General features: G+C 54.9%; 19 protein-coding genes. 8 read left to right on the top strand and 11 right to left on the bottom strand.

Annotated features, from left to right (window positions below):
* Positions 1-157: 157 nt before the first annotated feature.
* Positions 158-1120 carry a hypothetical protein gene (locus tag VFO10_RS19125; protein WP_325143149.1) on the bottom strand — a complete coding sequence of 321 codons (963 nt, stop codon included), beginning with the start codon at positions 1118-1120 and terminating at the stop codon, positions 158-160.
* Between the two features lie 223 nt (positions 1121-1343).
* Here VFO10_RS19125 and VFO10_RS19130 point away from each other — a divergent pair, with 223 nt between their 5' ends.
* The 3 genes from VFO10_RS19130 (at position 1344) to VFO10_RS19140 (ending at position 3806) form a co-directional block, all read left to right on the top strand.
* Entirely contained in the window at positions 1344-1799 is a 456-nt protein-coding gene (locus VFO10_RS19130; protein ID WP_325143151.1) for a Fur family transcriptional regulator, read from the top strand.
* Positions 1800-1916: 117 nt separating this feature from the next.
* Positions 1917-2975, top strand: a complete 1059-nt coding sequence (locus VFO10_RS19135) for a pectin acetylesterase-family hydrolase (protein WP_325143153.1) — start codon at positions 1917-1919, stop codon at positions 2973-2975.
* A 93-nt stretch (positions 2976-3068) separates the two neighbouring features.
* Complete coding sequence (locus VFO10_RS19140; protein ID WP_325143155.1) at positions 3069-3806, top strand: response regulator; 738 nt, start codon at positions 3069-3071, stop codon at positions 3804-3806.
* A 1-nt stretch (position 3807) separates the two neighbouring features.
* Here the strand turns inward: VFO10_RS19140 and VFO10_RS19145 are convergent, their stop codons facing one another.
* The 3 genes from VFO10_RS19145 to VFO10_RS19155 form a co-directional block, all read right to left on the bottom strand.
* The gene (locus VFO10_RS19145; protein WP_325143157.1) at positions 3808-4239 is read right to left on the bottom strand and encodes an AtaL-like protein; all 432 of its coding nucleotides are present in this window, start codon (positions 4237-4239) and stop codon (positions 3808-3810) included.
* A gap of 51 nt (positions 4240-4290) precedes the next feature.
* Positions 4291-5412 (bottom strand): DegT/DnrJ/EryC1/StrS family aminotransferase, encoded by a 1122-nt coding sequence (locus tag VFO10_RS19150; protein ID WP_325143159.1) that lies wholly within the window; start codon positions 5410-5412, stop codon positions 4291-4293.
* Positions 5413-5579: 167 nt separating this feature from the next.
* Positions 5580-7703: a hypothetical protein gene (locus VFO10_RS19155; RefSeq protein ID WP_325143161.1), complete on the bottom strand. Its 2124-nt coding sequence runs from the start codon at positions 7701-7703 to the stop codon at positions 5580-5582.
* A gap of 304 nt (positions 7704-8007) precedes the next feature.
* Between VFO10_RS19155 and VFO10_RS19160 the strand changes: the two genes are divergently transcribed.
* Together VFO10_RS19160 and VFO10_RS19165 are read left to right on the top strand one after the other, a co-directional pair.
* Entirely contained in the window at positions 8008-10077 is a 2070-nt protein-coding gene (locus VFO10_RS19160) for a response regulator (protein WP_325143163.1), read from the top strand.
* A 70-nt stretch (positions 10078-10147) separates the two neighbouring features.
* Positions 10148-10693 (top strand): hypothetical protein, encoded by a 546-nt coding sequence (locus VFO10_RS19165; protein ID WP_325143165.1) that lies wholly within the window; start codon positions 10148-10150, stop codon positions 10691-10693.
* 35 nt (positions 10694-10728) lie between these two features.
* On the opposite strand, the gene VFO10_RS19170 is transcribed toward VFO10_RS19165, so the two are convergent.
* Positions 10729-11208 carry a hypothetical protein gene (locus tag VFO10_RS19170; protein ID WP_325143167.1) on the bottom strand — a complete coding sequence of 160 codons (480 nt, stop codon included), beginning with the start codon at positions 11206-11208 and terminating at the stop codon, positions 10729-10731.
* 229 nt (positions 11209-11437) lie between these two features.
* On the opposite strand from VFO10_RS19170, the gene VFO10_RS19175 reads away from it, so the two are divergent.
* On the top strand, positions 11438-12025 hold the full coding sequence (locus tag VFO10_RS19175; RefSeq protein WP_325143169.1) for a hypothetical protein: 588 nt from the start codon (positions 11438-11440) through the stop codon (positions 12023-12025).
* 189 nt (positions 12026-12214) lie between these two features.
* Here the strand turns inward: VFO10_RS19175 and VFO10_RS19180 are convergent, their stop codons facing one another.
* Positions 12215-13084 carry a S1 family peptidase gene (locus VFO10_RS19180; protein WP_325143171.1) on the bottom strand — a complete coding sequence of 290 codons (870 nt, stop codon included), beginning with the start codon at positions 13082-13084 and terminating at the stop codon, positions 12215-12217.
* Positions 13085-13312: 228 nt separating this feature from the next.
* On the opposite strand from VFO10_RS19180, the gene VFO10_RS19185 reads away from it, so the two are divergent.
* Together VFO10_RS19185 and VFO10_RS19190 are read left to right on the top strand one after the other, a co-directional pair.
* Complete coding sequence (locus tag VFO10_RS19185; RefSeq protein WP_325143173.1) at positions 13313-14470, top strand: cupin domain-containing protein; 1158 nt, start codon at positions 13313-13315, stop codon at positions 14468-14470.
* A gap of 30 nt (positions 14471-14500) precedes the next feature.
* Positions 14501-15205, top strand: coding sequence for an HAD family hydrolase (locus VFO10_RS19190; protein ID WP_325143175.1), 705 nt, complete (start codon positions 14501-14503; stop codon positions 15203-15205).
* On the opposite strand, the gene VFO10_RS19195 is transcribed toward VFO10_RS19190, so the two are convergent.
* The 5 genes from VFO10_RS19195 to VFO10_RS19215 form a co-directional block, all read right to left on the bottom strand.
* A complete protein-coding gene (locus tag VFO10_RS19195) occupies positions 15202-16167 on the bottom strand; it encodes a tetratricopeptide repeat protein (RefSeq protein WP_325143178.1) in 966 nt (321 codons plus the stop codon). The two genes, VFO10_RS19190 and VFO10_RS19195, sit on opposite strands and share 4 nt — an antisense overlap.
* Before the next feature lie 151 nt (positions 16168-16318).
* A complete protein-coding gene (locus tag VFO10_RS19200) occupies positions 16319-17452 on the bottom strand; it encodes an alkane 1-monooxygenase (protein ID WP_325143180.1) in 1134 nt (377 codons plus the stop codon).
* A 76-nt stretch (positions 17453-17528) separates the two neighbouring features.
* On the bottom strand, positions 17529-18155 hold the full coding sequence (locus VFO10_RS19205) for a hypothetical protein (RefSeq protein ID WP_325143181.1): 627 nt from the start codon (positions 18153-18155) through the stop codon (positions 17529-17531).
* Positions 18143-19258, bottom strand: a complete 1116-nt coding sequence (locus VFO10_RS19210; RefSeq protein ID WP_325143183.1) for a hypothetical protein — start codon at positions 19256-19258, stop codon at positions 18143-18145. Before VFO10_RS19210 ends, VFO10_RS19205 begins: the two co-directional genes overlap by 13 nt.
* Positions 19255-19737, bottom strand: coding sequence for a hypothetical protein (locus VFO10_RS19215; protein WP_325143185.1), 483 nt, complete (start codon positions 19735-19737; stop codon positions 19255-19257). Before VFO10_RS19215 ends, VFO10_RS19210 begins: the two co-directional genes overlap by 4 nt.
* Between the last annotated feature and the right edge of the window lie 455 nt (positions 19738-20192).

Raw genomic sequence — 20192 nt, forward strand, 5'->3', positions numbered from 1 at the left:
TCAATTGCACGCCTCGGGAGCTGCGTTCGGAAGGAAATCCGCGCAAAGTCGACAAGGATTTTTTGCAGGACATCGAAAGGGACGTCACCGAACAGACCTGGGCCGAACCGGTATAAAGCCCGGGCCGTCCGATGACGATGGTCAGCGGCGCGAGCGGTCATTGAAACCGCAGCGCTTCCCCTTCCTCCGGCATCATGTTGAAGGCAGGGGACGCCAGTAAACGCGCCATGAAAATGCAGTCCCAGCCCATGCTTTCACGCCAGGCTTCCGACGACGTGTCGCGTTCCCAGGCCCACTGATAACGGCGGAAACCAAGATCATCCCAGGGTTTGGGGCAAACGTCGAGCACCCGCTGCACAACGCTTTCATTCGTGCCTTCCCGCAGAGCCTGGAAAAAAGGATTCTGCCGCTGGCGGTCATGGAGCTTTTCGACGATGTCCCGGGTTTTGCTGACCGATGAGGCCATGGTCAAACGCAGAAGCGAGGCCACCGCCTTCAGATGCAGCTCATAGCCGGGCTTCGCGCGATCCACTGCGACCATCTCGACGTCACTGACATCCATGCTCTCATTTTTCCGCATCTCGCGCGTGGTCGACAGATCCAGGTATTTCCAGACGCGCTCGAAAAGGGCCCAGGTCGCCGGCCGCAGATCACAAATCTCATTATCATCACGACAAACCCGGTAGCCATAAACCGAGCAGCCGCCGCTCAAAGGATTTTTGATGCTGCAGTATCTGTTGTCATAGATCCAGTTCTGCCAACGCAGGGCCGCATCCCGGTCCTGGGTGCGCACAAGGTAAAGGAGAACACCCAAGGTCTGGTCGCGGGAAAAGGACTTGGGCTCGCCCAGATTGCCGGGATTGCGGCGGGGAGAACGCCAGAAACGGCCGTCCGCATCCTGTGAGGCTCGGACTGTGGCGCAGCCGGCGTCTTCACCGACGAAACAGAGAAGGCCATTGAAGATTACCGAATCACCATCATCGCAGTTTTCTTTGGAAGGGAAACCATCGCAGGTTCGGACGACGTCCTGACGCCAAAAGTTCTCGGCGTCGGTGAGGGTTTGTGATTCCGCATGGGGACTGAAAGCTACGAGCAGAACAAAGAACATCAGAAAGGGCATGGACACACTTCCTCTGTGAAAAGGGACTAATCATTGTGACGAGCTACTCTCCCCATAGGACACTGTCAGGCCTGCTTTCGTCCACTGAGAAAAACCAAAGCGCTGACCTGGCATAACGTCCCAACGCTTTTGTGCCCAAGGACCAGAGATCACGCTGGTAATTCCGCTGGGATCGTGTTTGTAATAAGGGGTTGATGACAACCGTTGGCTGGGAGAAGGAAAATTGGAAAAGAGAATCGCTAAATTCCAATGGTTTTGGGATCGTTTGGATCAATACCTGGCCAAGTCGCAGTTGAAGCAAAGCCGGCAGCGCAATTATATTATCGAGGAATTTCTGCAGCTGGATTCCCACGTCAGCGCCGAAGATCTTTACAGTCGTTTAAAAAATACCGAGCACAACCCCGGTCTCGCCACCGTCTATCGCACGCTCAACCTTCTCAAGGAAGCAGGTCTGGTGGATCAGAAGCAGTTTGCTGATGGCAAATCGGTGTTCGAAGTATTGGATCCGAAGTCGCATCACGATCACCTTATCTGCGTGAGCTGCCATAAGGTTCAGGAATTCGCCAACGAGGAAATCGAAGCGCTGCAGAAGCAGGTCGCCAACCGTTATGATTTCCACCTGACTCACCACACGCTTGATATGTTTGGTATCTGCGCCGACTGCCAAAAGAAAAGCTAAAGCCCCCAGACCGTGACTCACCTTTATTGATTATGTAAAATAGACTTATCTACACCGAGGAGGCACTCGCCCAGTGCCTTTTCGCCGTTTCTTTTCGTCAGCAACCAAGGGGGGATCATGGTAGCTGCACGTCTGCGCATCGCTTTGTCTTTTTTCAGCGTGACATTGGGAATGAGTCTCGGCATCGACGCCGCCCAGGCCGGAGCGGTCAACGCCGCGGCCTGGGAATGGCAAGCCGTGAGCGGCACCATGTGCCGGGATGGGAGTGAGACCGGGTTTTTTCTGAAGAGGCGACCCTTCGACAAAAACCTCGTCATCTATCTGGAAGGCGGCGGGGCCTGCTTCAACAGCCTCACCTGTCTTTCCAATCCGAAGAATGTCGGTGATCAGTATCCGGGTCAGGATGGAATTTTCCAGGAGCGTGATGATAATCCCGTGAACGGCTGGAACTTCGTTCATGTTCCCTATTGCACCGGAGATATCTTTGCCGGTACGAAGGAAAATGTGCAGGTGCCAGGCGTGAACGGCAAGCAGAACTTCATGGGCTATCGCAACATGATCAAAATCATGGATCAGCTGAAGACCATGATGCCGGAGCTGGAAAACGTGCTGGTCACAGGCGTCAGCGCTGGCGGCTTCGGAGCGATCTTTCATTACCCGACGGCCAAGGAACGCTGGCCCGACAGCAGGGTCGTCCTTTTGGATGATAGCGGCATTCCTTTGGAAGACGAATGGCTCGCGCCCTGTCTGCAGCAGAGCTTCCGCAGCTTCTGGGGCATCAATGATGCCCTGCCGGAAGATTGCAGCGCCTGCCGCGGGGAAAACGGCGGAGGGCTTGTGGAGCTGGGCCGCCACCTGCGCGAGCGCTACGGTGATGGGGAGAAGGGGATGATCCTGAGTTATCAGGACAGTACCATGCGCTTTTTCTATGGATTTGGGCTGAATGAGTGCCGCCCGCCGCTATTTCCCAACTATCCGGCCCAGCAGTTTGAAGCCGGGGTGAAAAGTCTGCGGGAGAACTATCTGAAGGGCGGAATCTCAACTTTTGTCCAAGCCGGTAGCCAACACGTCTATATCAGTAGTAAAAGCTTTTATGAAACGCGGGCAAACGGTCAGAATCTCGCCTCCTGGGTGCAGGATTTATTGAATAACCAGGCCCAGGACCGAGGCCCCTGAATTTCCCGAGTGTCCTTAATTTTGCCTACGGAATGCCGATAAGAGCGGAAACCCAAGTGGACATCGGTATTCCGTCCAGGCATAGAGTCACTCATGAAGCATGTTTCGCAAAAGAAATCCATACTGGTGGTCGACGATGAAGTCGACCTCTGCGAGATACTTCAGTTCGATCTGGAGGACTCCGGCTACTCAGTCTTCACAGCCTATCGCGCTGCGGAAGCTTTGGACATCCTGGGGAAGCATCCGATCGATCTGATCGTCTCGGATATTCGTATGCCCGGTGGCGACGGCGTGTATCTGCTCGGCGAAGTGCGCAAACGGCACTTCGAAGAGCCTCCTGTCATCTTCGTCTCGGGCTTTGCGGATGTAACGGTGGCGGAGGCCTTTCACAAAGGTGTGGTCGGCTTCATCGCCAAACCTCTCAGTTTTGAAACCCTTCTGAATGCCGTGCAATTCCATCTGAAAGAAAAAAGCGTCCGCTGGACGGATCAAGAGCTGCCTGAGCCTCAGCGTCGCTATGAACGCAGTTTCGCCTCGCTCGCGCAGGCCGAAGCCGATATCGGCGCTCTTTTGGGCCGTGGCGGACTTTTTCTGCGCATCAACGAGGATCTGCCGCGACTCGATGAAGTCGTGAAGGTCACGCTGAATCTTTCCAAGGACGGCATAAAACTGGAAGGTTGGGCGGCCTGCCGCTGGATTCGCAATGCCAACGGTCCAAGGCATCCGCGTGGCGCCGGCCTGGAATGGCTTCAGCTGACGCCCGCGTCTGTGGGTTTTCTCACGAACCTGATCGAAGAGCAGAAACGTCTTCCTTTTATTCCCATGGAATAAATTAAGCCTCGACCTGCTCCGCTGTCTTCTTCACGTTTTCCAAACTCTGGGTCACAAAACGCTCCACGTTGCGACGGATCATATGATCGACGCGCGGGCTGATGCTTTCCCATTCAATGGCGCTTTCAAGGATCCAGCTTTCCGGGTCCGCATCATTCGGCGAAACCTTCTTGGCAATCACGCCGACCAGATCGGGATGCCCGACGAGCTGTGACGAGATTTCGCCATTTTCATAGCGATAGGTCACGCGTTCGCGCACGTCGGCATCGGGCACGGAAACAGTGCGCAGGACGCCGTTGTTGAAACGCTCCAGGATTTTGCTTTTCAGAATGCCCTTGTTGAAGCGCTCGGGGTGTTCCACTTCGTCCATCAGCGTTTGCCACAGGCGATCAAAGGGGGCTTTTACACTGCAGCGGAAATGTTCAGAAGCCATGTTTTTGCTCCTCCTTCTGGATACGTTTGAAAGTCACTCGTCCCACTCATCTTATAAGCCTTCGAAGGCCTGCAGTAAAGCCTGGGCCGATGCCTCACATTCCGCGCGGGTGATTCCGGCGAACAGCGGCAAATTGATGACCATACGGCTGAATCGTTGGCTATGGGCCAAGTCCGAAGTGCGGAGGCAGCCCTGGGCCGGTCCCTGCTCGCACAGCGTCTGGGGATAGGTGCGGGCGCAGCCGATCCCAGCATCACGCAGGCGCGCGGCGAGGTCATCACCACTGACCTTGTGACTTTGGATGACGGAAAGATAACCGTTTCCTGTGATGCCTGCCGGTGGCGTATACACGCGGCCGTGCTGCGGATAGGCTTCGAAAAATTCCTTGTAGTAAGCTTCGGCCTGAAGGCGCGAGTCGATCATGGCATCGATCTGCCCGAGCATGCGCAGAAGGAAGCTGGCCTGAATTCCGCCCATGCGCGAATTCCAGCCGACGTAGTCATAGGTATAGTGACCGGCGCGGCCGTGGTTGCCGAGCGCGCGGATGACTTCCGCCAGTTTCGGATTCGGCGTGAACATGGCTCCGGCATCGCCTGCCGCGCCCAGGACCTTGGCGGGATAGAAGGAGATGGTCGAAACTTCAGCACCGGTATAAACCGATTCCCCGTGATAACGGACGCCATAGGACTGCGCGCCGTCTTCGAGCAGGTGAATGCCTTCCTCTTTGCAGTATTTCCTGAAATCGCCGAGGCGGACGCTGGTCCAGCCGAGCAGGTGAACGAGGATCGCGGCATTGAAACGGTATTTTTCATGCCCGCGTTTGAATTCCTCGAAGTCCATCTGCAGGTCGTCGGGATTGATATCGACCAAAACAGGTTCCGCACCCAGCTGGGCAATGGCTTCAAACGGCGCCCAGAAGGTCATGTTGGGCACGGCCACGCGCATCCCGGCTTTGACGCCCAGGGCCTGAAGGCCGATGACCAGAGCATCGGTGCCATTGGCGCAAGCCACCGCATGCTCCGCTTCCAGGACCCGCCCCAGTTCCTTTTCAAGCTTTTGTACGGTGGGACCGCTGACGAATTCGGTTTGATCGAGACATCGCGTCCAGTCCGCGAGTATCTCTTCGCGAACAGGTTCAATACTACGCTTGAGGTCTATAAAAGGTACGCGCATGGGGGTCCTTGCAGGTATGTCAATTATGCGTTTACAAGTAGCCACTTAAGCCGTTTTTGTAGCAGTTTAGGGCGAGGATTGCAAAAGTTTCTGCTGGGGCCGGCTCTGAACCTGAAATGCAAAAGGGGTCCCGAAGGACCCCCGCGACCCCTGAAGAGGTCCTAGGCTTAAGCTTTCGGTGTGATCAGGACCTTCACGATCGAGCCGGCAGGAAGGTCTTTTTTCAGGATCACCACTTTGTCCTCTACGATGTGATAGTTGGTGATCTCGTTGCCATTCACGAATACCTTGTAGGTTTTAGGACCGCTGTAATCGACGCCGATATCGAAGCTGTTTTTGTAACTCTGGGCATACTTATAGCTGATGTTCAGTTTCTCGAAGTCTTCATCACCGCAGCTGAAGCCGATGGTATCCGCATGCACCTCCACGTTCTGGCTGCAGATCTGGTCGTCACCCTCGGCGCTGATCTTCAGCGTGTCGGGGAAGGGCTGGCCGGCGATGGCGATGTTGTATTGTTTGTCTTTGAACTCATAGTCCATGTTATAGACAGCGCGCACTTTCCGGCCATTGAAGATGGCATCGTTATCGACGACCAGGTTGCCGTTATCCACATTCGCGATCAGTTCTTCGTTGGTTTCTCTATCAATCAGGCGGAACTTTTCAATCCTTGCAGCGTCGGCACCCAGGATCGGATACTTCAGCTTCCGATCACCCGGCATTTCGTAGCGCAGGCTGACCTGGGATCCATCCGCGGGCGGCGTGGTGAAGGTCACCTTCTTCGTATTGGAATCATGCGTATAGTTCGTCACTTTCTTCTCATTCACCCAAACTTCAAGGCTGCCCGCCACGAAGTTCGCGGCATAGTTGAAGACCTTCCGCAGGGGGACGTCTTCCCGATACTTGACTTTGATCTGGGCGTATTCAGGCGGAATGTTATTCAGTTCGAGCTTGCCGTTCGCATTGTCGAAGTGATAAAGCTCCTTGGCCAATTTCTCGCCATTGATCAGGACTTCGAAGCTGTTGCTGTCGCCGGCACGGCTGGTGCTGAAGCTTTTCACCATGGGTATGGGCGAGTGCTTATAGCTCACGTCCAGTTTCTGGGAACCTTCGGGCACTTGCTCCAGTATGGTGAGGGTGTTGCCCGAGACGGTAAAGGCATTCACTTTCTTCCCATCGAGTTTGATATCAAGGCTCGTCGCCACCGCGGGCTTGCTCAATTCGAACTGAATGTTGATCTTCTTCCGCACGTTCAAAGAAATCTGCTCCAGGACGCTCGAATAGTTCGAGCGGCAGATGTCCGTCGAGATACCGCCGGTGTCGGTGACCATGCGCAGATATTCAGCAGGGTTGGGCGGATCCAGGTAACCACCTGAATTCTGGCAATCCAGGTTCGGATCGCTGGGATTGGCTGGGTTCGGAGCGGGCGGTTCCTGCAGGAGCAGGAAGGCGTTCACAGGGACGTTATAGCCCACGCGATCATAGAAATACTGAGCCGTCGCATAAGGAGCGCCGACGCAGCCTTCGTTGGAACCCGAACCGCAGTTCTTTTCATCGGTGATCAGAAGGATCGAGCGCTGGGAATCGGCCCGCAGCCATTCGTTGCTCGAAGTCGCACAGCCCTGGCCTATCATGGCATCGGCCGCGACTTTGATACCTTTTTCCACAGGGTCGCCACCTTCACCGATTTTGATCATGGTCTGGAAATCGGCGGTAGCTTTCGCAGGGTTCGCATCGTAGTCGGCGCGTGTGATATACTTGCGACCGTCGGCTGTGCGGTTCAAACAGGCGTTGGTCGTCGTCACCACTGCAATGCGCCAGTTGGTGTTCGAAATGTATTTCAGAATGCTGGTCAGGTTCTGGCTGATTCGGTTCTGGTAAGGACCCATCGAACTGGAGTTGTCCATCACGATCAGAAGATCGAAGATGCCGGCTTCCGAGATCTGAAACGACTGCGCGGCGCTGGTGCCATTATTCCCTTGCGTAAAGTTATCTTCGTAAACCGTGCGGTCGAGCTGCTGACTCAATTCCGCGGATTTCGGCGCCTGCACCAGCAGGAAATCCTGCGAAATAAGGTTGAAACCGCTATCAATGGTCAGGTTTGCGGTTTCCAGCTGTCCGGCTTCATAGGTTTTCAGATATTCAGGGGCCGCATCGGCCGACGCTTCCGCGGGGGGACCGCCGTTGTCGTCAAGGCTGCGGAAGTAGGTCGGATCACGGCCACAGGCGGTGGCCAGGCTTAAACCCATGAGCACACTCATAAGAGGGCTGCGTGAACTGGTGCGCGAGGACATGGTCGTATACCTCTAGGCTTTGGGTTTCCACACTGCCTGGAATTAATCAAGCAGCATGTCCTTACTTTCGGTGTGGAAAGTTTCCACCCTCTAACTTTTCTCAAGGGTTTTTTGGCAGAATCTTTCATAATCGTATAAGCCATGGAAAACGTGGTGAAATACAGGCGGGCTAAAGACTGGGAAAAATGCTCAGGACGCCGGCTTTTCACAACGCATTTTTGAGCTGATGGATGTCGCCTTCGATTTGCCTGGTATAAAATATAAAGACGATTGAAGAAAGAGCGCATGACGCCGGAGGAAAACCTTGAAGCTGCTGGATCGTAATGTTGGGATACTGGTCGTGGATCCTGTGAGTGCTGTCGTCTCAACTGTAAAACGCGTTTTGAATGAGCAAGGTTACAAGAATATCTTTCAGTCTGACTCCGTGATGGATGGATTCAACACGCTGGGTCAGGAGAAAATCGGTTGGATCATCACTTCGCTTTTCCCCGGTCAAAAGCTTACAGGCTGGCAGTTCCTGCGCCTTCCGCTGGAATTCGAAGCGTATCGCGAAACCATGACCTCGGTCCTTCTGAATACCGAAGAGCAGGATCTGCTCCCAAGCCTCTATGCGATGGGCATGGTGTCCTTTCACATGCGGCCGCTCACCTACAATTCCTTCAAAGCCGAAGTCGATAAGTTCCAGGTCACCCTGAAAAAGCAGCCCAGCTTGCCCATCGCGATCGCCACGGGCCTGCGAGACAAACTCACGGACCTCCAGAAGATAGACGATCTGGAGCGCCTGGAGCGCGGTCTATACAAGTGGGTTGATGGATCGGTGCAGCAGAAGATGCGGCTCATCAAAGCCCAGCTGGAGGTCGGCAACAACCTTGAAGCCCTGCTCGGCATGAAGCAGGTGCTGGCTTCGCATCCCGCACTGAAGGCCGAGATTATTGGTCTTGGTAAGAAATACCTCGGGATCGACGACATCAGCGATTATAAGGCCAAGCTGAATATTCACCATGCCCTGGTCGTCGACCCGGATGAATCGCAGCAGAAATTTCTGCGCGAGTGCCTGACGGAAATGGGCGTCGCGGATATCAAAACCTGTGAAGACGCCGCGGATGCCTGTGAATACCTGAAAAATAACAGCACTGTGGATCTGGTCATCGGCGAGTGGAGGCAGCGCGGCATGGAGGGAGGCGCCTTTATTCAGCACGTTCGGCATCACGGTTATGCTGATAAGCCGATCCTCATCTATTCATCCCTGGTGGATGAGGCCGCGGATCAGCTGATCGCGGAGGTGGGCGGCGTCTTCGTGATCACCAAGCCCTGTCCGAAGAAAGTTTTCCAGCAGCAGCTCGCCGAACAGTTCAATCGCTGGCGCTATCCCCTGGCCGCCGAAGACCTGGAGCAGAAGATTCGGCTGTCACTGGGAACGGGGGACGTGGACTACGCGCGCCAGCTGATGGTGCAGTTTGAAAACAATCCCAAGGTCGACGCCACGCGCAAAAAATTTCTGAAGGCCTGCTTTGCCTTCCAGGCCGGACAGTATCATGAAGCCAGGCAGATGATCCTGGAAAATGCCAAGATCAATCTGCCGAGTCACAAGGAAATCGGGCTTCTGGGGAAGATCCTTCTGAAGCTCGGTGAATTCGGGGATGCTCAGAAATGCCTGGAGCAGGCCAATGTCATGGTGCCCGGTAATATCGAGCGGCTTTGTGATCTGGCGGACGTCGCCTCGGAAACGGGGCAGGAAGATCAGATCATGAAGTATATGGATGAAGCCCGCGAGATCGGTGGCGACACCGGCATGGTGATGGCGGCCTATGCGCGTCATGCGACGGCTTTGGGCAAAGGTGATGACGCGCGACGCTTCATGGTCGATGAGGAAGTGGCGCGAAACGTGGTGGCCTATATGAATAACCTGGGCGTCTCCTATGCCTATACCGGGAAATTCAAGGAAAGCATTGATGCCTATGTGAAGGCGATCAAAACGCTCGGAGATCTTCACGTCGAGCTGCAGGGGACGGTTTACTATAACCTGGGCCTCAGCCTTGTTCGTCAGGGCCGTTATAAGGATTCGATTCCGGCGCTGAAAAATGCGCAGAAGAAAGCCGATGATACGGTGGCGAAAAAGTCGGCGCATCTCTTGGAACGCGTGCAGCAGGCGATTGATAATAAAGTGCCGGTGATACTGCGCGAGACGGCCAAGGAAATATCGACTCAGGTGACGAAGCTTCCTTCGATTCATCCAATGGACCAGTATCTGGAATTGCACGGCGCGCATATCAAACCGGGGGAGCACGGACTCTTCCTCGTCTTCCAGCCGACCATGCAGCTGGAGGTCGATCTGCAGGTCGAGTTCCCCAAAATTATACGGAAAAGTGCGTAGAATCCCTCATGGTTTGGTCCTTAAGCTGGCTCTCTGATCTGCCGATAGAGTGACATCGGAGGGCTTCGGCATGGACCAGGGACACGATCTAAGAACGATGAGGCCGATTTTCGTCAGTCTTTTCATAAGTCTGGCGTTGGCAATGGGCTGCAAGGATCGCGGTGAAGGCCCCAAATCACCCGAATCCAATCCCATAATGAATGAAGGACTACCTCAACCTGTGAGCGGAGATGCTTCGGGTCAGAAGACCGAGCAGCCGGACATTCCTGGTGCCAAGGCCCCAGGGACGGAAACCGGCAGCAATGTCCTGCCTGAAAAATTCATGACAGGACTGGGCGAATGCCAAAAGCAGGGTCGATACTTCGATCTGCAGGTGGCCAGCTGCACCGAGACGCCTTTGGCTGAATTTCCTTGTGATTTGACCGTTCTTCTGTCGGAAGGCAGTGCGGTTTTGAATGCGGGGCAAAAGCAGCTGCTCAAAGATTATGTGGAAAAGAACCTTCAGGGTTTTTCACTGTATGCCTGCACGGTCGAGGATTCGAAGCCTGCGCTGCATTTCTATAAAGTGGAAGCGGATAAGATCCGCGCGCACAACGTGAAGATCGCCAGTCCCTGATCCGAAGGGAGCCTTTTCAGGCTCCTTGAACATCCTCAAGGCTCCGACGGCAAGGACTCCAAATCCACCCAGCCCTTTTCATTCGCCTTTAAATTCTGCGCCAGAAACCGCCGGAAATCGGTATTATGCGGCTCCAGGCAGCGCTGGAGTTCAGGACTTCCCACGCGGAATTCATTGCACTGAATCACAGCGCCCGCGAAAAATTGCGTGCAGCTCTGCAGAAAACGGGGCATGTAGCGCGAGACGAAGGCCGTTTTATCGGGCCCGCTCAGATCCCGGCCACCGGCGCGGAAACTCGACTGCAGATCCTGCCAGCGTTGACGGAAGGCAGCATCATCCGGGCCGAACACATAAAGCTGCTGGCCCGATTTTTGTTCCTGCTCGATGAAATTCACAGGGTTTTGCGCGCAGCCGTCCTCGATGAGCGTCTGCAGCTCCGCCGTATTTTGGGCCTTGGTCTTCTTGCAGCCCGGCAGGGCGGCAACCAGTGGGATGATCAAAATCCAGCATTTCATTGGAAAAACCCCTCTGTTCAAGCAAGGGTTTTATCGGCAGAAATGGGTAAAACTTGAGGTTTCCGTAAAAAGCCCGGACGGTGCACCCCTTCCAGGCCGTATAGGTGCAAGCACTGAGCGGCGTTACCTGGCACCCACTTTGCTTTTTTCACATAAATGGTCGGGAATGTCCCTGAAGATGGTGCCCCCGACCGTCCACGGTAGAATCTGATGAAGAGGAAGAACATCCATGAACATTTTGAAGACTGCGAATTATCTGCTCCTGACCAGCCTGCTTTTCCCTGTGGCCTCGTACTCGCAAAGTGCAACCACAGCCCCTGCCCAGACCGAGCAGGCGGCACCGCAGACCACCCAAGCGGCGGAAAATCAGCCAGTGGACACTGTTCAGTTCGAAAAAGGCAGTTCCAAACTCACCATGGAATCTGAAAACGGCATTCGGAAGTTTATTGATAGCGCAAAGACTCATGGGAAAATAAAGGAAGTGAAGGTCGCCGTTTGGTCAGACCAAGAAACACCATTGCAGGCTGAAAAAGATCTTTCGAAGGAGGATCGCCGTCTGGCTGAGGAACGGGGCGAGCAGATCAAGAAGTTTCTGCGTAAGGATTTGGGAATCAAAGATGTAAAGATCTATAACATGGCCCATGGCACAAGCAAACTCGCCAAGCTCTTTCGCACCGAAGAGTCGGAGCTAAGGATGGCATTTTCTCAAAAGGGCGGTGATGAAAAGCTGCGTCCCGAAGTCAAGTTGATCCGCGACCATGGCAAACCCTCTGCGGCCGTGCTTGTGGTGGAACATCACAAGGGCCGAACTTCATAAGTATGCATGCGATGGATCGGGATTTTTCACAGTGTCCTGGCAAGACTGCACTCCACCTGACCCTTAGTCAGACCTGTGGAAGTTCTCTTATTCAGCTTGTGTGAACAGGCTGCTGCATGAAGCAACAGCCTGGTTCAAGTCTTGACCTGATCGCGTTGGGATGCTTTCACGACCTGGACCTTTAAAGGATCAGGCCTCGGGACCTGCCGGAGTTTCGGGCTCGGCGGGAGTTTCGGGTACAGTGGGTTCTTCCGGCGTCGAAGCCGGCGCACAGAATTCAGTGAAGCCAAGGTCAACACCCGAATCTTCCTGAATCCAGCAGATATTGGCATTCATCCGACCATAGATACCACCCGTTCCGCAGGCGCCGCCGCGGGAGACGACGCCGAAGACCCGCCATTCGCCGTTGCTGAGTTTCGCAAAGGCCGGTCCACCGCTATCACCCTGGCAGGAATCTTTGCCATTATTGCCAAGGGCGACTTCATTATCACCGACCTTGGTGATGGCGACATCGACTTCATATTTCACACCAAAGCCGCCGCCATCGCGGTTGCCAAAGCCGACCAGATAGGAATTCAAACCGGACTGCAAAACCTCGGCGGTTTCAGCCGGATCGGTGAGCACCGGAATATAAGCGGATTCGGGAAGGTCCATCGGCTTATCAAGAACGAGATAGGCGATATCGTTCCAGCCTTCCACATTGCGGCTGTATTTCGGTGAATAGGCCATTTTTATAGCGGTATACTGAGGCGTGACGCGACCGCCTTCACTGCCTTCGCCGACATAGACACCGATGCGGCGCGGGTTGCTGCTGCCCTGAACGCAATGCGCGGCGGTGATGACGAGCTGCGGATTCACCGCTGTCCCTGAACAGAACATGCGGCCATTCGAAACCAAAGCCACGGTTGCCAGCCAGTCGCCAGCCTGCGATTTCACGCCACCATAGATTTTGGTTTGACTGCCCTGGGGCGCGGACGCGCTGCAGCTCAGCAAACCGGCAGTCAAACAAGTCAGACCGAAGGACGCGAGAACTCCAGGACGGGTAGCTCTGTTCATCATGACAGGACCTCTTGGGTGATGTTGGGAAAACGGCGGCTCTCTAACTTGACTAATTAGCCAGTTAAGTCAGGGGCTGAAATGTAGAAAATATCAATTGCTTCTTTGAGAGGTCTGACAATTGAGCAGGCTGAGCCATAGCCCACAGCGTCGGCCTTGATAGAGTCGGGATTGATCTTTACGGCCCGCCGTGAGAATCTCCGGCGACCGGTTTTATGCGAGGATATCCCTATGTTTGATCGTTCCGTGCTGGCTGATCATCAGTCCGATTTTTTAAGCCGCTTCTGGCAGAAAAAGCCTTTGCTCATTCGCAACGCCTTCCCTGGTGGTTTGGATTATGTCAGTGGAGACGAGCTGGCGGGACTCGCGAGCCAGGAGGGGATTGAAAGCCGCCTTGTGATTGAACATGGACCGAAGGCCTGGGAAACGCGGCACGGACCTTTTGAAGAGGATGTCTGGGGCAGCCTGCCCACTCAAAAGTGGAGCATCCTGGTGCAGGCCGTCGACCGCCTGCTGCCCGAGGTTTCGCTCCTCAGGGATCGTTTCCGTTTTCTTCCCAACTGGCGCGTGGATGACATCATGATTTCCTATGCCGTCGATCAAGGGGGAGTGGGCCCGCACACCGATAACTATGATGTGTTCCTGATTCAGGGGCAGGGGCGTCGGCGCTGGGAGATCGGCGATCGCGCGCTCGTGAACCCCGAGCTGGAACCGGGTTTGGATATGAAGATCCTGAAGCATTTCGAAGCCGCGGAGAGCTTCGTCCTGGAGCCGGGCGATATGCTTTATCTGCCGCCTGGTTTTGCACATAACGGCGTTGCCCAGGGTGAGTCGGTGACCTATTCCGTGGGATTCCGCGCACCGCATCAGAAGGAAATGCTGCAATCTTTCGTACAGTTCTGTAGCCAATTCGATGAGGGCGAAATTTTCTATACGGATCAGACCCTGCCCGAGACGCGCGAACCAGGCCTTATCCTTCCGGGTGAGCTGCAGCGTCTTCGTGAATTGATGCTGGCCGGGCTTCAGGATGAAAAACTTTTTATGCGCTGGATCGGAGGCTTTCTCACGGAGCCACGCAGTTTCCACGAAGCCCGGGACAAAAAGGTCAGCGAGAAGACGCTACGCGCCGGCTTAAAGAAGGGGCGCGCGGTCCAGCGGGCGGAAGGCGCTCGACTGGCTTTTTATACCGTAGGTGAAAAGCTTCATTTCGCGGCCGAGGGCGAATGTTTTGTGCTGGATCCTTCCTTGACAGAACTTGTGGCCCTTTTGTGCCGTGAGCAAAGCTATCGCGCCGAGGACCTCCTGGCTCATTCTGAAAAGCTTGGCTTCGCCGAACTTTTATGTCATCTATGGAATCAATCCTATGTGCGTTGGTCAGATGAAGAGTGAGCAGGTGTAAGCCTTGAGAGGGTGAGAAGCATGAGTCAGGCGAAGATTGCAGCGTTTTTCGATTTGGATCGGACCTTGATTGATGTGAACAGCGCGATACTCTATGCGCAGTTTGAGAGGAAGCACGGACGTATTTCCACGCGTCAGGTCCTGACGACGATCTTCCACTCGCTGCTCTATCATCTGAATATCGGTTCGATGGAAAAAGCCTATGCCCGGGCCATGAAGCACTTCACCGGCATCGCGGAAAAGGACCTTGCCGGCTGGGCCAAGGACTTTTTCGAGGAGGAGGTGAAGCCGCGTCTTCAGCCCGGCGCCTTGCCCGTTCTGCAGCAGCATAAGAACGCCGGCCATATCCTCGTGATGCTCACCAGCAGCTCGTGCTACCAGGCGGATTACGCCTGCCAGGCCTGGGGCCTTGATCATTGGATTGCCAATCGTTTTCCCACGGAGAATGGCCTTTTCCTGGGTACCTATCATAAGCCCCTGGTCTATGGCGATGGCAAGGTCCATCATGCCAAGGCCTGGGCTGCGGATGCGGGCGTTGACCTTCAGCGTTCCTACTTCTACACCGATTCTTATTCGGATCTGCCGATGCTGAAGGAGGTCGGTTACCCGATGGTCGTGAACCCTGATCCGAAGCTCAGGGCCCATGCTTTAAAATATAAGTGGGAACTTTTGGATTGGCGGCAACCGAAGACGGTGATGCCGCGCATGGAGGAAGCGAACGCTTAGAAACTGCGGTTGATGCTCAGCATCAATCCAGGGTCCTGCTTGGGCAGAAGGTGCAGCTTCATATTCCAAAGGCGAGGGGCTTCCTCGACTTCTTCCGTTTCCATTCCGTTATCACGACTCTGTTCGGCAAGGCTCTCGGCTGTTGGGAGCAGAGTATCCGCGCGACGCTTGGACTTTTTGCTGCCACCGCCGCCGCTGCTTTTGCCAAAGAAGAGACTGTCCAGAATACCCAGACCATACCCACCGACGGCAATCGCCAGCATCAGCTTCTGATTGCTCTGCGCGGCCTTCACGAAGGCTTCGTTCTGATTCAGAAAGTCCAGGGTTTCCTGATCGACAGGCTGATTAGCCGCCTGTTTCGCAAGGGCGTCCTGTCCGATTGAATCCGCATCCGCATTGGCCTTGGAAATCTCGCCATTGTAGTAAAGAAAGCCGACGATACCGGCCGCCTGAGCGCCGCCATAGATCAGACCCTTGCTGATTTCCCCGTTGAAGAGGTAACCGAGGCCAAAGGGAATGTAGGCCTTATACGAACTGCCGCTGCTCTTGGAAGACATTCTCTCGGACCTGTCATCGCTGAAGTCATCTCCACCGGAATCATCATCGCCACCGCCGCCTTTTTTGGCTTTGGTGAAGAGTTTTCGAACAGCCTTGTCCTTGACGGCATCCTTGGACAGGCTGACGTCAGGATCGAGCTTCAACGCTTTGGCGAAGAGTGATTCCGCTTTGCTTTTCTTGCCCATCTTGGCCGCCGCAGCACCCATGAGGGCCATGGCTTCGGCCTTGTCCGATTTGTCTTTGGCCTTTTTGACAACACCCGAAAGGATCTTGTAGGCCTTGGAATATTCCCCATCACGGAAAGCATCCAGACCCTTATTGTATCCGTCCGCAAACGCTGGGCCGCTTATCAGCAGCCAGCCGCCGAAGAGCCAAATGAGCAATCGGCTCCATTGAGTGTTCATCGGATCCCACCTCGCATCTCTATGGTCACCTCTGGACTATCGGCAGAACTCCTAAGGTGTTGAGGTGAAGGCTGAAAAAAGCCCGGAGCCCTGCACTAAAATTGGGCAGGGCTCGGTTCATACTTTTAAAAAGATTCGAAAAATTGGGGTTTTAGCCCTGGGCTGCGGGCGGGGTCCTGGCCAAAGATTTTTCCGCAGCTGTCGCCCAGTGCTGGTCCCAGGTATCCAGGTAAGGCCTCATGATCGAATGATAGAGCGGGGGAACCAGAGCGAGCAGGATCATGGTCATGTAACCGAAAGGGAGCGTCGGAGCATCCGGCTTCGGCTCCAAACGCCAGAAGGGAAGCTGACCCTTTTCATGATGATGCGAATGCCGGGTCAGGTTGAATAGAAACCAGCTGCTCAGAGAGTGATTGCTGTTCCAGGAATGACTGAAGCGAACGGGGGTTCCCGGCACGCGCACGAGTCCGTAGTGTTCGATGTAGTTGACGAGTTCAAGATAGCTCTTGCCGTAAATGGCCAGCCCGAGATGCAGAAGAAGACCCGCCCAACCCAAAAGTACCGTGCTCAGAGCGGCCAGGATCAGAGACAGGCACCAGCCACGCAGCACACGGTTGCCAAGGGACCAGACCGGGCGATTCTTTTTTTGACGAAAGTTTTTTTCGATGCGCCAGGCTCCGATATTGCCATCCCGCGTGGAACGCAGAAAGAAGGTGAAGAAGGATTCCCCGCGGCGTGCGGTCGCCGGATCGGCCCAGGTTCCTATCGTTCGGTGATGCCCATAGACGTGTTCTATCGCAAATTCACTATCCCAGGTGAAAGCCAGGAGACAGCGTCCGGTTTCCATCGCCCAGAGGCTCCAGGTGCGATGCACAAGTTCATGCGCGACGTTGGTGCCGGCGATTCCAAAGATAAGGCCAAGGCCCAGGAAAGCGCCCAGCCGATGCACGTTATGCGTCATGGCCTTATTTTCCAGGACATTCAGGCCCAAGGTCCCATCCAAAAACGCGCCAAAACCCAAAAGATCGTGTGGGGAGAATTGCCAGAGCAAAACAAAATTGGCGATCAGAAGCAAAGGCAGATTGGCAAAGAGGAAAGAATTTAAAATCCAGATGTATCGGTACTTCTTGTGATGAAGATCAGGAGGCAGGACGGCATCGCCCAGGGCGACGAGGCAGACGATCAGCAGCAGAGGAAACCAGAGCCAGGCGCCACCCGCGCTCAAGGCAAGGATAGCCGACACCACAAGCAGATTGCAGGGCAAGAACTTTAGGTAATGACGCACGACAGAGTTCCTATGCTTGAAAGGATGAGGTGTCTTTGCGACTTTTCATAGCACAGGACGATCGTCTCATACAAGTTCACTGGGCGCCAGCCTGCACAGGGGCAGGGGTTTTGGGTTTTGTGCTGTCGTCCTTGCGTGGAGCACCACGATTATACTGAAGGCTCACGCCGAATGCAAAATCCTGCTTTTTCACCGCGGGGCGGAATTGGAAGGCGGCGGTCAAAGCCAATTCCCATGTGGTGTTGAAGGCATAGTCAAGCTGGGTTTCCAGGACGCCGCCGAGCTGCAGACGACTGTTGGTGCGCTCCTTGGTTTCTTCCAGTTGGACCCGGGTCATCGTTTGTTCGACAATCAAAAGAGGTCCCGCGCCCAGGCCATAGCGGAAAAGTTTGGTCCCCGTCCATTGCATGGCGGTGCCCAGCTCATAAAAATGATGATGAACCTGCAGGGAGTCGGCGCGTGGGCGGGTGTCACGAGCCACGCCGAGCCTATTGTGCAGCCTCAGGCCCCAGGGCATGCGTATGTATTCGTGAAGATCCCAGCGGTATCTCTGTTCGTTGCCTTGATCCGGCTGCTCCACATGCAGCGTGGAAAGACCGAGGCCGACGCTGCTCCAGGGCAAAGCGGGCGTCATGATCTCGGCCTGGGCCGGGATCGAGAGGAGAAGGAGGAGGCCGAGGCTCTTGAACTTTAATTCGGGCATCTGAGGTTCAGCCTTACATTATCCGTGTCGAACCATTTCCTGAATACTGTGCAGTAAGCTGTCTGGTCCGCCGGGACTTCCAGGAGTATGGCGTTGAGCAGCGCGCTGTAATCCAAAAGATCGACGTCCCGGCGCTCTTTCCACGTCTGACGAAACGCGGGCAGGGCATCGAAGGCGTGCGTGGCCACGAGCAAAGGGCTCTGGCCGGGAAGCTGGGCGATTTCATAGAGAGCGGACGCCAGCACGGAACCCTGGCAATAGAAGCTGCCTTTGCAGACGCCGTTGAGCGAGGTGCGCAGCGTCCAGCTTACCGGCAGGCGCCTTTCCTGATCCAGCTCCGGTAGCGAGGCTCCGAATTCCGTCACGCTTTCCGTCACGGCATACGAGAAGTAATCGGCGAGGCCTTCGTTCAGGCCGGAGAGGAAATTTTCATTCAGCCCGAGCTTGGTATTGTAGATTGTGCGATCGAATTCGGCAAAATGATAGTCGAATATGAAGTGCCCGAATTCATGCGCCACCACTCCGAAATTCATCTTCACAGGAACGTGCTCGCGCGAGGCGGTCTTGAAAAACCAGAAATCGCGAACGCCCGGCAGGTAGGCCGCATTCATGGTGGTGCTGATTTCCACCTGCTCGCCATCCTTTTCGCGGCGCAGGCGGGGATTATAGTAAAGGCTGGGAAAACCGACGTCTTCGAAGGGGATATTGAAGTTGGTTTCCCAGAAACTCACGGTGCGTTCATAGACGGAATAGAGCCCGAGCATTTCCATGGTCTGGAAATTCTGCGGAATCACCACCCCGTCCTTCACAAGGTAATCCGTTTCCACAGGATGCCCGCGGTCGCTGTAAACGGCATCCGGATCGGTCGAGGCCATGATCTCGGCCACGTCCGCGTCGACGTTCAGCGCCGCCTGGCCTTTGATGGCTCCGACTGTTCCTATCATACGATCGACGTCGGTCAGGCTCGGAATGGTGACCTCGCCCAGCTGATAGCGGCCATCGATCGAACTCAGGATGCGCGCGACGATCGGATATTCCGGTTTTTCCTTGGGCGCGATGCAGCCCGTTGCCAGGAGCGGGGTGATCAGGACAATGCGTCTCACAGCTGAAACCTCCAAAAGAGGTTGGCATAGGGGAGAGTCAGATTCTTTTCATAGCTCACGTGGATCGCACCGGCTTCGATGTGGAAGGAGCCCCACGAGAAAATCAGAGTGGCCATGGCAAACGCGGGTTTGGCTTTGCCGCTGGTGAAATCAAGCTGCCGGTTGCCTTCACCGAAACGCTGGGATTCCTGCTCTTCGCTGGCATAGACAGGACGCAGAAGGGTGGCGGAATAAGCCAGATGGGAATTGATCACCCCGTCCCAGCCTATGACCGGGGTCACGAGATGAAGGCTGGACTGCCCGTCTCGACTGAAGGACATGATGAGTCCATCCATAAGGCCGAAGTTGAGATGCTGATGCGTGGTGAATTTATAGCTTGTGATCACGCCGTGAAGCGAGAGCAGCAAACGTTCATCCCCGCTGGGGAAGAAGAATGTGTGGCCGTTGAACGAAGTTTGGAAATTGTTCGTGGTGAACATTCGGTGCTTGATCGAGAAATTCCAGAGTGGCGGTTGAATGACGTACGCAAGGCCCTGCAGGCCCAATTCCAGGTCCGGGGTAATCCCTGCTTGCGCGTTTCCTGCGACCGAAACTTGAAATTCTTTTGGCTGCAGAAGGTGAGCGTTGAAGAGATGGTGGATAGAGTCGGCGCTGTCAAAATCACCGTGAGCACGGTCATAAATACCGAGTAACCCAATCAGAAAGGCGCATTTTAATGTCGAAATGGCGCATTTTGGCCAAATTCTCCGCCACGGTGAAGCAAACCGACGCCAACACTGCATCATGCGACCATCCTGAACTTGTATGGCTTTCACTTTAGCACAGCTCACGATCATCGAGAACCTTTGCTACGAGGGTTTTTTGGAGTTGACAGGTTCAAGTGGCCTCATTACTTATAATGATCTTTACTCAAGCGAAAGATTCAAGCTCCCTA

The organism is Oligoflexus sp. (genome assembly GCF_035712445.1).
Classification (GTDB): Bacteria; Bdellovibrionota_B; Oligoflexia; order Oligoflexales; family Oligoflexaceae; genus Oligoflexus.

What these genes read in the sequence shown, in the direction of transcription:
- VFO10_RS19125 (WP_325143149.1), bottom strand. Translation starts at nt 1,120, where the DNA reads ATGCCCTTTCTGATGTTCTTTGTTCTGCTCGTAGCTTTCAGTCCCCAT.
- VFO10_RS19135 (WP_325143153.1), top strand. Translation starts at nt 1,917, where the DNA reads ATGGTAGCTGCACGTCTGCGCATCGCTTTGTCTTTTTTCAGCGTGACA.
- VFO10_RS19140 (WP_325143155.1), top strand. Translation starts at nt 3,069, where the DNA reads ATGAAGCATGTTTCGCAAAAGAAATCCATACTGGTGGTCGACGATGAA.
- VFO10_RS19145 (WP_325143157.1), bottom strand. Translation starts at nt 4,239, where the DNA reads ATGGCTTCTGAACATTTCCGCTGCAGTGTAAAAGCCCCCTTTGATCGC.
- VFO10_RS19150 (WP_325143159.1), bottom strand. Translation starts at nt 5,412, where the DNA reads ATGCGCGTACCTTTTATAGACCTCAAGCGTAGTATTGAACCTGTTCGC.
- VFO10_RS19155 (WP_325143161.1), bottom strand. Translation starts at nt 7,703, where the DNA reads ATGTCCTCGCGCACCAGTTCACGCAGCCCTCTTATGAGTGTGCTCATG.
- VFO10_RS19165 (WP_325143165.1), top strand. Translation starts at nt 10,148, where the DNA reads ATGGACCAGGGACACGATCTAAGAACGATGAGGCCGATTTTCGTCAGT.
- VFO10_RS19170 (WP_325143167.1), bottom strand. Translation starts at nt 11,208, where the DNA reads ATGAAATGCTGGATTTTGATCATCCCACTGGTTGCCGCCCTGCCGGGC.
- VFO10_RS19175 (WP_325143169.1), top strand. Translation starts at nt 11,438, where the DNA reads ATGAACATTTTGAAGACTGCGAATTATCTGCTCCTGACCAGCCTGCTT.
- VFO10_RS19180 (WP_325143171.1), bottom strand. Translation starts at nt 13,084, where the DNA reads ATGATGAACAGAGCTACCCGTCCTGGAGTTCTCGCGTCCTTCGGTCTG.
- VFO10_RS19185 (WP_325143173.1), top strand. Translation starts at nt 13,313, where the DNA reads ATGTTTGATCGTTCCGTGCTGGCTGATCATCAGTCCGATTTTTTAAGC.
- VFO10_RS19190 (WP_325143175.1), top strand. Translation starts at nt 14,501, where the DNA reads ATGAGTCAGGCGAAGATTGCAGCGTTTTTCGATTTGGATCGGACCTTG.
- VFO10_RS19195 (WP_325143178.1), bottom strand. Translation starts at nt 16,167, where the DNA reads ATGAACACTCAATGGAGCCGATTGCTCATTTGGCTCTTCGGCGGCTGG.
- VFO10_RS19205 (WP_325143181.1), bottom strand. Translation starts at nt 18,155, where the DNA reads ATGCCCGAATTAAAGTTCAAGAGCCTCGGCCTCCTCCTTCTCCTCTCG.
- VFO10_RS19215 (WP_325143185.1), bottom strand. Translation starts at nt 19,737, where the DNA reads ATGTTCACCACGAACAATTTCCAAACTTCGTTCAACGGCCACACATTC.